Source organism: Brevundimonas subvibrioides ATCC 15264, from assembly GCF_000144605.1.
Taxonomy (GTDB): Bacteria; Pseudomonadota; Alphaproteobacteria; order Caulobacterales; family Caulobacteraceae; genus Brevundimonas; species Brevundimonas subvibrioides.
In genome coordinates, this window is the sequence record NC_014375.1 from 3,008,268 (window position 1) to 3,020,104 (window position 11,837).

Consider the following 11,837-nt stretch of genomic DNA (forward strand, 5'->3'; position numbering starts at 1 on the left):
GAAATCTAGGGAGCCGGGCATGAGGCGATGGGGATGGTTCGCGCTGGCGTCATGCTGGCTTATGACACCGGTCGAGGCACAGGTCGGGGACCCGTCCTTCCAGTGGCGCGATCTGCCGATCGACTTTTCCCATGCCGGATATCGCGGAGGTGGCATCTCACTGCCCCGGGCCGAGGCGACCATCCTGGTCAGCCCGGGCCCCGGCGATGACACGGCGCGCATCATGGCGGGCGTCCGCGCCATAGAGCGTCTGGCCGAGGGCCCCGACGGTCGGCGGGGCGTCGTCCAGCTGGACGCCGGCGAGTTCCAGATCGACGACCAGATCCGGATCGGCACCGGCGGCGTGGTTCTGCGCGGCGCCGGCAGCGCCCCCGCCGGCACGCGGCTGATCGCGACCGGCCATGACCGCCGCGCCCTGATCCGGATCGACGCACCGTCGCGCGATGCGACGCTGGCAGGTGATGCGCGGCCCGTCGCCGGGGCGATCCCGGTCGGAGGTATTCGTGTCCCGCTGGCCAGCGCGCGGGGCCTGTCCGTCGGCGACCCGGTCGTCATTCGCAGGCCGAGCACGGCGGCATGGATCGCCAGCCTCGGCATGGACGCCTTCGTCGGCTGGCGACCGGAAACGCGCCTGAACTGGGCTCCGGGTTCGCGCGATGTCGTCTGGGATCGACGCATCGTCGCGATCGAGGGAGCGTCGATCGTCCTCGACGCCCCACTAACCCTGGCGATCGGCCCCGGCGAAGCGGTATTGACCTCCGGGGCCTCGGCAACCCGTCTGCGCGAGATCGGCGTAGAGCATCTCCGCCTGGTGTCCCGATCCGATCCGGCCCGGCCGGCAGACGAGGATCACAGCTGGTTCGCCATCGTCATCGACGCTGTCGAGGACGGCTGGGTTCGCGACGTGGCCGCGGAAGGCTTCGTCAGTTCCGTCGTTGACCTCGGCGCCGCCAGTCGCCGGATCACGGTGCAGGACGTGGCTGCCGTCGATCCGGTGTCGGAAATCGGCGGCCTGCGACGACGCGTCTTCTACTCCGCCGGGCAGCAGACGCTGTTCGTGCGGTGCCTAAGCCGCGACGGCATCCACGACTTCGGTATCGGCCATGCGGCGGCCGGCCCCAACGTCTTCCTCGACTGTCTTTCGGACGAGGCTCACGGCGACAGCGGCACGCTCGAAAGCTGGGCCAGCGGCGCGCTGTTCGACAGCGTCCGGGTGCGCGGCAACGCCCTGAACCTGACCCACCGCGGGCGCGACGGCCAGGGCGTCGGCTGGTCCGCGGCGAACTCGGTCCTGTGGAACTGCGAGGCCAGCGACGTGGCGGTCCGCAGCGCCCCCGGCGCGCCCAATCTCGCCATCGGTTGCCGGGGCGAACTCAGTGGTGACGGTGCGGTCGAGGATCCGCGCATCGCCCCGGGGCGGGACTTCTTCCGCGCCCAGCCTCAGACGCCCGCCAGCCTGTACCGTGCCCAGCTGGAGGCCCGCCTGGGTTCGTCGGCGCTCGCGGCTCTGGACCCGGCTTCCGTTCCGGACGTCCCCGCGGCCACGCCACACCTGTCCGACGCCGAGGTCTCTGCCTATGTCGAGGACACCAGGCAGCCGGTCGAAAGCCATCCGCTGACCCTGACGGACGGCCGGTTCCTGATTGATGGCCAGCCGGCCCTGCAGCGTCGCCTGGGATTCTCCTTCTTCCAGGCCCAGATGGTCCCGGCCCTGGCCCCCGCCTTCGGCCCGGCCCTGACGCGTTTCGCGCCGGGGCTCGAGGGTGTGGGTCTGACCGACGACCTCGAACAGCTGGCCGGCAGCCTGACCACCGGCGACTATGTCGTTCACAACTACGGCCTCTGGTACGACCGGCGGCGGGTGGACCACGACTTCTACGGGTCCCCCAGCCATGCAGACGGCGAGGTCTGGGGCCCGTTCATGGAGCTGCCGTGGGCGCGCAGCGGCGAGGGCCGGGCCTGGGACGGTCTCAGCAAATACGACCTGACCCGCTTCAATCCGTGGTTCTTCGACCGGCTGGCGACCTTCGCCGATCTGGCCGGGCGACGCGGCATCGTCCTTTATCACAAGCTCTATCTGCAGCACTGGCTGCTGGAGAGCCGGGCCCACTATGTCGACTTCCCGTGGCGGCCGGTGAACGCCCTGCAGGCCACCGGTCTGCCCGACGAGCGCCCGGCGGCGGAGACCTTCTGGGACGTGTCCGACCCGGTCCGGCGCGACCTGCACCGGCTCTACATCCGCCACACGCTGGAGGCGCTGAAAGGCCGATCCAACGTCATCTTCGGCCTCGACCCGGAGTACACCGGCCCCCTGCCCTTCGTGCAGTTCTGGCTCGACACGATCGCGGAATGGGAAACCGGGACCGGGCAATCCGTCTGGGTCGCGCTGGACGTGCCCAAGGCCGAGATGGACGCGATCCTGGACGATCCGGTCCGCTCGCGGACGGTGGATGCGATCGGCTTTCACCACTGGGTCTATCGTCCCGACGGCGTGCTGTTCGCGGTTCAGGGCGGTCTGAACAAGGCCCCGCGCGAACAGGTCGACGCCATCGCCACCGATGCGGATCTGGCGGGGGCCGCCGATCCCGGTGCCGTGCGTCGGACCCTGTGGGCGTCCACGCCGGCCATGCGCTACCGCGCCTATCGGGAGTATCGCGACCGTCGGCCCGACCTGGCGATCATCGGCGTCGAAGACCCGTTTCCCGACCTCAGCCGTCAGCTGGAAGCAACGCTGTCGGCCGAGGCCCGCACGGCGTTTCGCCCCGATGTGACCCTCGTGCGACCGACGCCCCGGGCATGGGCGACCCGCGCGCCAGACGGAAGTGGCCTTGTGTTCAGCATCGACGGCGGGTCGGTCACGCTCGATCGGGCCCTGCCCGGTCAGACGGTGGCCCGCTGGATCGGACCGGGCCCGGATGCCGTCGTCGAAACGCGTCTCGGCGCGGGCGAGACGCAGCTGTCCCCGCCGTCCGGATTCGCCACCGGGCCCTGGGCCGTGCACCTGACCCCGGCCGCCGGGACGCCTTGACGCGCGCCACCAAATCCCGCGACCTCACGCAGCGGACAATCCCGCCGCTCCGGAAGCCTCGATGACCGACGACGACCGCAAGCCGACCATCGGCGATGTCGCCCGGCTGGCCGGTGTCTCGCCCATGACCGTGTCGCGCGTCATCAATGACAGCAGCCGCGTCCGACCCGAGACGCGCGCGAGGGTGGAGGCAGTCATCGCCGACATCGGCTATGCCCCCGACCCTGCGGCCCGGATCCTGGCCCGCGCGGGCGCGGGCCGGATCGGCCTGCTCTATGCCAACCCCAGCAACGCCTATCTGGCCGAGGTCCTGGCCGGCGCGCTGTCCGGCGCGCGGGCGGCCGGCCTGCTGCTGATGATCGAGCCGTCGCAGGCCGGGGATCCCGTGGCCGAACGGCTGGCCGTATCACGTCTTGTCGCAGGCGGAGCCCAGGGCCTGATCGTGCCGCCGCCGCTGGGGGAATCCCCTGCGACGCTGGAAGCGATCGCCAGGGCCGGGCTGCGGGCCGTGGCCCTGGCCGCGCCTGGCCGGGGCGAGGGCGTCGTCAGCCTGCGGATCGACGATCGGGCCGCGGCCGGCGAGATGGTGGGACATCTTCTGGCGCTGGGTCACCGGCACATCGGCTTCATCGAGGGCCGAGGGGACCAGAGCGCCAGCGCCGAACGCCGCGCGGGGGCCGAGCAGGCGGTGGCGACGGTCCCCGATGCCCGCCTGATCGTCGAAGCCGGCGACTTCACCTATCGTTCGGGGCTCGAGGCGGCGCGACGCCTGCTAACCCAACGGCCGCGACCGACCGCCCTGTTCGCCAGCAACGACGACATGGCGGCCGGAGCCCTGGCGGCGGTCCATGGCGCGGGCCTCGACGCCCCGGGTGACGTGTCGGTGGCAGGCTTCGACGACACCTATGTCGCCGCCAGTTCCTGGCCGACCCTGACCACGATCCGCCAGCCCGCTGCCGACATGGCGCACGAGGCGGCGATCCGGCTGGCCCGTCCCGGCGAGACGCCCGGCTCCGTCCCGCACAGTCTGATCGTCCGCGACAGCACAGGGCCCGCCCCGCATTGACAGGGTTGCTCTGAGCTGTTCATGTTAGCGCTACCACGTCGTCAGAATGTGGAGGGAGGCGCGCGTGAGGCTGATCGACGACATGCCGGAGGACTGGCGTTCCGGGACCTTCCTCGGCCGCCTGCTGCTGGCGGAAGGACCGACCCCGGTCCTGCTGCGCGGCGGCGAGGTGTTCGACATTTCGGCGTCGGCCGCCACCACTGCCCAGGCGATCGCCCGCGGCGATCCGGCCACCCTGACGGGCCCGACCCTCGGACCGCTGGACGCGCTTGATCTGCAGGCGTCGTCTACCCTGCCCCGCCTTCTGTCCCCGCTCGACCTGCAATGCGTCAAGGCGTCGGGGGTCACCTTTGCGGTCTCGGCGGTCGAGCGCGTCATCGAGGAGCGCGCGCGCGGCGACGCGGGTGCCGCCCGGTCGATCCGGGACGCCCTGGCCGAACGCGTCGGCGCCGACCTGTCCGCCGTCCGCCCGGGCTCGCCGGAGGCCGACGCCCTGAAGGCGGTGCTGATCGAGGAGGGTCTGTGGTCCCAGTACCTCGAGGTCGCCATCGGCAAGGACGCGGAGATTTTCACCAAGGCACCCGTGCTGGCCTCCGTCGGCTGGGGCGACCACGTCGGCGTCCGGTCCGACAGCGCCTGGAACAATCCCGAGCCGGAAGTCGTCCTGATCTGCGATCCCGGCGGTACGGTCGTCGGCGCGGCGCTCGGCAACGACGTCAATCTGCGCGACATCGAGGGACGGTCCGCCCTGCTGCTGGGCAAGGCCAAGGACAACAATGCCTCCGCCGCCGTCGGCCCCTTCATCCGCCTGTTCGACGACACCTTCGGGATCGATGACGTGCGCGACGCCGTCATTTCTCTGACGGTCACGGGCGAGGACGGGTTCGTGATGTCGGGCCGGTCGTCGATGCGCCTGATCAGCCGCGACCCCCTGGACCTGGCGGCGCAGACCTGTTCGTCGGCGCACCAGTATCCGGACGGGTTCGCCCTGTATCTCGGCACGATGTTCGCGCCGATCGACGACCGGGACGCACCGGGCCAGGGCTTCACCCACAAGACAGGCGACGAGGTCTGCGTGTCGTCGCCCCGGCTCGGCGTTCTGCGCAATCGCGTGACGTCATGCGAGGCCGCGCCGCCCTGGACCTTCGGCATCTCGGCGCTGATGACCAATCTCGCCGGGCGAGGCCTGCTGTGAGCGGAGCCGTCTATCCTTCTCTGAAAGGCCGCCTTGTCGTCGTGACCGGAGGCGGGAGCGGCATCGGCGCCGCCCTGACCGAAGGCTTCGCGCGCCAGGGCGCACGCGTGATCTTCCTCGACCGCGCCGAAGCCGAGTCCCGCGAACTGGCCGAACGTCTGGCGGACTGCAGCCCCGGGCCCGTCTTCCGATCGTGCGACCTGCTCGACCTCGGCGCGCTTCAGACCGCCCTGGCCGGGATCATGGCCGAGCACGGCCCCATCGACGTGCTGTTGAACAACGCGGCCAACGACGACCGCCATACGCTGGCCGAGGTCACGCCCGCCTACTGGGACGACCGCATCGGCGTGAACCTGCGTCACCTCTATTTCGCCGCCCAGGCCGTTGCGCCGGGGATGCGCGCGCGGGGTCGGGGCGTAATCCTGAATCTGGGGTCCATCAGCTGGCATCTGGGCCTGCCGGACCTGTCGATCTACGAGACCGCCAAGGCCGGCATCGAGGGCATGACCCGCGCGCTGGCGCGAGAGCTCGGGACCGACGGGGTGCGCGTCGCCTGCATCGTCCCCGGCAACGTCAGAACCCCCCGCCAGATGAAATGGTACACCCCGGAGGGGGAGGCCGAGATCGTCGCCGCACAATGCCTGAAGGGCCGGATCGAGCCACAGGATGTCGCCGCCCTGGCTCTGTTCCTCGCCTCGGACGACGCGCGCTTCATCACCGGACACGAATACTTCGTCGACGCCGGCTGGCGCTGACCGACCGAAAATCGGGCCGTCAGAGCCCAAATGGAGGATTGAGAATGGCAGGACCGACAGGCGGATCAGGACCCGACATCGCGGGGGCCGATCAGGTCAACATGGCCTTCATCGCCCTGATCGTCGCCGTGGCGACCATCGGGGGCTTCATGTTCGGCTACGATTCCGGGGTCATCAACGGCACCCAGGACGGGCTGGAGAGCGCGTTCAACCTGTCGGCGCTGGGGACGGGCTTCAATGTCGGGGCCATCCTGCTGGGCTGCGCCTTCGGCGCCTTCGCAGCGGGGCGTCTGGCCGATCTGATCGGCCGCAGGACCGTCATGCTGGTCTCGGCCGGTCTGTTCATCGTCAGCGCCGTCTGGGCCGGGGCCGCCGACAGTTCGGCCCATTTCGTCATCGCCCGCTTCATCGGCGGACTGGGCGTCGGCGCGGCCAGCGTCCTGACCCCGGCCTATATCTCGGAAGTGACCCCCGCCTCGATGCGGGGCCGCCTGTCCAGCGTCCAGCAGATCATGATCATCACCGGCCTGACCGGGCCCTTCGTCGCCAACTATGCGCTGGCGGCGACGGCCGGAGGATCAACCGCCGAGTTCTGGCTGGGCTTCCCGGCGTGGCGCTGGATGTTCTGGCTGCAGGTCGTGCCCGCCGCCATCTATCTGCTCGCCCTGCTGCTGATCCCGGAGAGCCCCCGGTACCTGGTCGCCAGGAACAAGGACGGCCAGGCGCTGGCGGTTCTGTCGAAGCTTTTCGGCCCCACGACCGGGGCCCGCAAGGTCGCCGAAATCCGCGCCTCCCTCGCGGCCGACCACAAGCCGAGCTTCCGCGACCTGCTGGACCCCGCCACCCGCAAGATCCGCCCCATCGTCTGGGCCGGCCTGATCCTGGCGGTGTTCCAGCAACTGGTCGGCATCAACATCGTCTTCTACTACGGCGCGACCCTGTGGCAGTCGGTCGGCTTCTCGGAGAACGATGCCCTGCTGATCAATATCGGCTCGGGCACCCTGTCGATCCTCGCCTGTCTCGCGGCTGTCGCCGTCATCGACCGGATCGGCAGAAAGCCCCTGCTGCTGATCGGCTCGGCCGGCATGTTCGTCACCCTCGCCATCGTCGCCTGGTGTTTCTCGCAGGCCCAGACGATCGAAGGGGCGGTCCATCTGCCGGGTCAGGTCGGACTGATCGCCCTGATCGCCGCCAACGCCTATGTCGTCTTCTTCAACCTCAGCTGGGGACCGGTGATGTGGGTCATGCTGGGCGAGATGTTCCCCAACCAGATGCGCGGGTCCGCCCTGGCGGTGGCCGGGTTCGCCCAGTGGATCGCCAACTTCGCCATCTCCGTCAGCTTTCCGGCCATGGCGGCGGGTCTGGGCCTGCCCGCGACCTACGGCTTCTATGCCGCCAGCGCCCTTGTGTCCTACTTCCTCGTTCAGGCCTGGGTTAAGGAGACCCGGGGTCGTGAACTGGAAGACATGACCGGCTGATCGACCCACTCCCTCCCCGGCGACGCTCCCCCGTCGCCGGTCTTTTTCTCCAAGGACGCCCGATGACCGAGACCCTCAACCTCAGCCACCTGATCGACGGCGAGCGCGCGGAGGTGGCCCGGCCGGGCGAGAGCCACAATCCGTCCAACACCAACGAGATCGTCGCCCGCACGCCCGATGGCGGTCAGGCCGAGGTCGATGCCGCGGTCGCGGCCGCGAAGTCTGCCTTCCCGGCCTGGTCCGAGGCCAGCCCGGAGGTCCGCTCCGACGTGCTGGACCGGGCGGGGACCCTGGTCATGGAGCGCCGCGAACAACTGGGCCGCCTGCTGTCGCGCGAAGAGGGCAAGACCCTGCCCGAGGGCATCGGCGAGACCGTTCGTGCCGGCCGGATCCTGAAGTATTTCGCCGGCGAGGCCCTGCGCCGTCACGGCCAGAACCTGGACAGCGTTCGCCCCGGCGTCGAGATCCAGACCTATCGTCAGGCCGTCGGGGTCTATGGCCTGATCACGCCCTGGAACTTTCCCATCGCCATCCCGGCCTGGAAGGCGGCACCCGCCCTGGCCTTCGGCAACACGGTGGTGATGAAGCCCGCGGGACCCACGCCGGCCATCGCCTCGGCCCTGGCCGACATCCTTGTGGAAGCCGGCCTGCCCAAGGGCGTGTTCAACCTGGTGATCGGGCGCGGCGGGGTGGGTCAGGCGATCGTCGACCATCCCGACGTGGACGGCCTGTCCTTCACCGGGTCACAGAGCGTCGGCGCGGGCGTCGCCCTGGGCGCGATCAAGCGACAGGCGCGGGTACAGCTGGAGATGGGCGGCAAGAACCCGCTGATCGTGCTGGACGATGCCGACCTGGAACGCGCCGTCGCCATCGCGCTCGACGGCTCCTTCTTCGCCACAGGCCAGCGCTGCACCGCGTCCAGCCGCCTGATCGTCACCGACGCCATCCACGACCGGTTCGTGGCCCTGCTGGCCGAGCGGGTCGCGGCCCTGCGGGTGGGCGATGCGCTGGACCCCGACGCCCAGATGGGCCCGGCCGTCTCCGAGGCCCAGATGGAAACCTCGTACAAATACATCGACATTGCCCGCGCGTCCGGCAGCCGGATCGTCACCGGCGGCGAACGACTGAGCCTGTCCACCCCCGGCTGGTACGTGCAACCGACGCTGATCGCCGATACCGACCCGGCCATGCGCATCAACACCGAGGAGGTCTTCGGCCCCGTCGCCTCGACGATCCGGGTCAAGGACTATGAGGAGGCCCTGGCCGTCGCCAACGACACCGAGTTCGGCCTGTCGGCCGGCATCGTGACCACCAGCCTGAAGCACGCCCGCGACTTCCAGCGCCGCGCCCGCGCCGGCATGACGATGGTCAACCTCGCCACCGCCGGGGTCGACTATCACGTGCCGTTTGGCGGCTCGAAATCCTCCAGCTACGGTGCCCGCGAGCAGGGCTTTGCCGCTGTCGAATTCTACACCCAGACCAAGACCAGCTATTCCTGGAGTTGAGCATGTCGGAACCGGAACTGGTCTGGAACGTGGGGGCCGAACTGGGCGAAGGCCCGGTCTGGGACGCCGCGCGCCGCGCCGTCTGGTTCGTCGACATCAAGGGACGCAAGCTCCATCGCTACGGCGTGGATGACGGGGCGAAGACGTCCTGGGACACGCCGGATCAGACCGGCTTCGCCCTGCCCGCCGAGGACGGATCGCTGGTCTGCGGCGTCCGGGGCGGTCTGCACCGGTTCGACCCGGACAGCGGTCGCTTCGACCTGATCGTGGCGGTTGAACAGGACAGACCCCAGAACCGTCTGAACGACGGCTTCGTGGCCGTCGATGGCTCATTGTGGTTCGGGTCGATGGACGACAGCGAAGACACGGTTTCGGGGGCCCTCTATCGCTTCCACAACGGCGAGATCGTGCGTCACGACGACGGTTACCGCGTCACCAACGGCCCGGCGATGAGCCCGGACGGACGAACCCTCTATCACCACGACACGACGACGCGACGCATCTTCGCCTTCGATCATTCCGACGGCGTGCTGACGAAGAAGCGGCTGTTCGCGGAGACGACCGACGGCTTCGCCGACGGTCCCAGCGTCGACTCTGAGGGGGTCCTGCACGTCGGCCTGTTCAATGGATGGGGCGTGGCGCGATTTGCCCCCAACGGCGAGCGGATCGGCACGATCCGGTTTCCCGTCCAGACCGTCACCAAGGCCGCGTTCGGAGGCGACGACCTGCGCGATCTCTATTGCACCACCGCCTGGCTGAGCAACGCGGACAAGCGCGGGGACCAGCCGTCACTGGGGGGTCTGTTCCGCGTCCGCGTCGAAACCCCGGGGCTGCCCCAGCATCGGGTACGGCTTTGATCCGACTGGCACACGGCGACTGGACGGCTTCGATCCGGCCGGACATCGGGGCGGCCATCACGCAATTGACCTGGCGAGGCCACGACATCCTGCGGCCCGCGCCGGAGACGGCCCGAGGCCCGCTGGAGACCGGCAGCTTTCCACTGGTTCCCTATGCCAACCGCATCGATCGCGGCGCGTTCCGCTTCGACGGACGGGACGTCGCCCTGCCGCCAACCCCGGGCTTCGAGCCCCACGCCCTGCATGGCGTCGGATGGCTCAGGGCGTGGAACGTCCAGCGAAGCGGCACGGATTTCGTCGACCTGGGGCTGACGGCCGAGCCCAGCCCCGACTGGCCCTGGGCCTGGACCGCTGCGCACGGTCTTCGCCTGGACGCCCACGGGCTGGAGATGACGCTGGCGGTTACCAATGCGGATCGTCTGCCGATGCCCGCGGGCCTCGGCCTGCATCCCTATTTCGCCATCGGACCTGAGACGGCGCTCACGGCCGCGGCCGCATGGGTCTGGGCCAATGGCGCCGATCAGATTCCCGAGCGACTGGTCCCCGCCGCCCGTATCACGGACTGGTCGCAGGGGGTCGTCGTGGCGTCGGCGCCGTTCGTGGACAATGCCTATGCCGACTGGTCGGGGCAGGCCCGACTGGCCCACGCCGACCACACTGTGCGCGTGACGGCCTCCGTCAACGCATCCTGGCTCCAGATCTACGCGCCGAATGACACCGGTTTCGTCTGCGTCGAGCCCGTCACCCATCGGCCGGACGCCCCCAATGCGCCCGCCGACGAAGAGGCCGGCCTCGTGGTCCTGACGCCGGGCCAGACCCTGTCCATGTCGATGCGCATCGACGCCGCCTTTGATGGAGACGCCTCATGATCGCTCGCCGCGGGTTGCTCATCGCGGTCGCCCTGACCGCGATGCTGGCTTCGCCGGTCCTGGCCCAGTCGACGCCCGAATGGAACGACGGCATCACCCGACAGGCCCCCGCCTGGTATGCCTCGGCCGAGGCCCGGGCCATGGCCGACAGCGTCGTCGCGCACCAGTCACCCGAAGGCGGATGGCCCAAGAACACTTCGCTGGCCGTGCCGCCCGACGTCGCGCCCGTCGATGAACGGTCGAAGAACACCTTCGACAACGACGGCACCACCCTGCCGATGGCCTTCCTGGCGCGGGTGATCGCGGCCGGAGAGCGGCCCGCCAATCGCGCCGCCTTCGACCGGGGCCTCGACTACACGCTCGCTGCCCAGTCCCCGAGCGGGGGCTGGCCCCAGTTCTATCCGCTTCGCCCCGGCTACTATTCCCAGATCACCTACAACGACGACGCCATGGTGCGGATCATGGTCCTGTTGCGGGAGATCGCGGAGGGATCCGGCTCCTATCGTTTCGTCGACGCGGACCGCCGCGCCCGCGCGGGCGCTGCGGTGGAAAAGGGCATCCAGTCCATGCTCGCCACCCAGGTCCGTCAGAACGGCGTCCTGACCGTCTGGTGCGCCCAGCATGACGAGCGCACGCTGGAGCCCGCCTGGGCCCGCGCCTTCGAACCGCCGTCCCTGTCGGGCAATGAAAGCGTCGGCATCACGCGCTTCCTGATGTCGATCCCCGACCCGTCGCCCGAGGTCATCGCCGCCGTGGAGGGGGCCGTGCGCTGGTTCGAAGCCAACGCCGTTCGGGGCATTCGCCTTCAGCCGATCACCGCCCCGGACGGACAGCCGGATCTGCAGGTGGTCGCCGATCCCGAGGCCCCGCCGCTATGGGCGCGGTTCTATGACCTCGAAACGAACCGCCCGATCTTCCTGGGTCGGGACAGCGTCGTGCACGACGCGCTGTCGCAGATCGAACGGGAGCGCCGCATGGGCTACCGCTACTACGGCGACCGGCCCGCCGCCTTGCTGCGCGACGACTATCCGGCCTGGCGACGCCGCGTCGGCCTGTCCTGATCCTCAATCCCGCACCATCTTCG

Annotated in this window: 9 protein-coding genes; all 9 read left to right on the forward strand. The window is 69.7% G+C overall.

Going from position 1 to position 11,837, the window contains the following annotated elements; genetic code table 11:
- The first annotated feature begins 19 nt into the window (after nucleotides 1–19).
- The 9 genes from BRESU_RS14695 (at nucleotide 20) to pelA (ending at nucleotide 11,814) form a co-directional block, all read left to right on the forward strand.
- Nucleotides 20–3,028, forward strand: coding sequence for a DUF6298 domain-containing protein (locus BRESU_RS14695; RefSeq protein WP_013270347.1), 3,009 nt, complete (start codon nucleotides 20–22; stop codon nucleotides 3,026–3,028).
- Between the two features lie 61 nt (nucleotides 3,029–3,089).
- On the forward strand, nucleotides 3,090–4,094 hold the full coding sequence (locus BRESU_RS14700; protein WP_013270348.1) for a LacI family DNA-binding transcriptional regulator: 1,005 nt from the start codon (nucleotides 3,090–3,092) through the stop codon (nucleotides 4,092–4,094).
- 64 nt (nucleotides 4,095–4,158) lie between these two features.
- Nucleotides 4,159–5,289 (forward strand): fumarylacetoacetate hydrolase family protein, encoded by a 1,131-nt coding sequence (locus BRESU_RS14705; RefSeq protein WP_013270349.1) that lies wholly within the window; start codon nucleotides 4,159–4,161, stop codon nucleotides 5,287–5,289.
- On the forward strand, nucleotides 5,286–6,044 hold the full coding sequence (gene xylB / locus BRESU_RS14710) for a D-xylose 1-dehydrogenase (RefSeq protein ID WP_013270350.1): 759 nt from the start codon (nucleotides 5,286–5,288) through the stop codon (nucleotides 6,042–6,044). Before BRESU_RS14705 ends, xylB begins: the two co-directional genes overlap by 4 nt.
- A gap of 44 nt (nucleotides 6,045–6,088) precedes the next feature.
- A complete protein-coding gene (locus tag BRESU_RS14715) occupies nucleotides 6,089–7,522 on the forward strand; it encodes a sugar porter family MFS transporter (RefSeq protein WP_013270351.1) in 1,434 nt (477 codons plus the stop codon).
- Nucleotides 7,523–7,584: 62 nt separating this feature from the next.
- Entirely contained in the window at nucleotides 7,585–9,027 is a 1,443-nt protein-coding gene (locus tag BRESU_RS14720) for an aldehyde dehydrogenase family protein (RefSeq protein ID WP_013270352.1), read from the forward strand.
- 2 nt (nucleotides 9,028–9,029) lie between these two features.
- Nucleotides 9,030–9,884: an SMP-30/gluconolactonase/LRE family protein gene (locus BRESU_RS14725; RefSeq protein ID WP_013270353.1), complete on the forward strand. Its 855-nt coding sequence runs from the start codon at nucleotides 9,030–9,032 to the stop codon at nucleotides 9,882–9,884.
- Nucleotides 9,881–10,753, forward strand: a complete 873-nt coding sequence (locus BRESU_RS14730) for an aldose 1-epimerase (RefSeq protein ID WP_013270354.1) — start codon at nucleotides 9,881–9,883, stop codon at nucleotides 10,751–10,753. Before BRESU_RS14725 ends, BRESU_RS14730 begins: the two co-directional genes overlap by 4 nt.
- Nucleotides 10,750–11,814 carry a pectate lyase gene (pelA, locus tag BRESU_RS14735; RefSeq protein ID WP_013270355.1) on the forward strand — a complete coding sequence of 355 codons (1,065 nt, stop codon included), beginning with the start codon at nucleotides 10,750–10,752 and terminating at the stop codon, nucleotides 11,812–11,814. Before BRESU_RS14730 ends, pelA begins: the two co-directional genes overlap by 4 nt.
- The last annotated feature ends 23 nt before the right edge of the window (nucleotides 11,815–11,837 follow it).

Excerpts from the sequence above, each read along its gene's own strand:
- BRESU_RS14695 (WP_013270347.1), top strand. The coding sequence starts at position 20 with ATGAGGCGATGGGGATGGTTCGCGCTGGCGTCATGCTGGCTTATGACA.
- BRESU_RS14700 (WP_013270348.1), top strand. The coding sequence starts at position 3,090 with ATGACCGACGACGACCGCAAGCCGACCATCGGCGATGTCGCCCGGCTG.
- BRESU_RS14715 (WP_013270351.1), top strand. The coding sequence starts at position 6,089 with ATGGCAGGACCGACAGGCGGATCAGGACCCGACATCGCGGGGGCCGAT.
- BRESU_RS14720 (WP_013270352.1), top strand. The coding sequence starts at position 7,585 with ATGACCGAGACCCTCAACCTCAGCCACCTGATCGACGGCGAGCGCGCG.
- BRESU_RS14725 (WP_013270353.1), top strand. The coding sequence starts at position 9,030 with ATGTCGGAACCGGAACTGGTCTGGAACGTGGGGGCCGAACTGGGCGAA.
- pelA (WP_013270355.1), top strand. The coding sequence starts at position 10,750 with ATGATCGCTCGCCGCGGGTTGCTCATCGCGGTCGCCCTGACCGCGATG.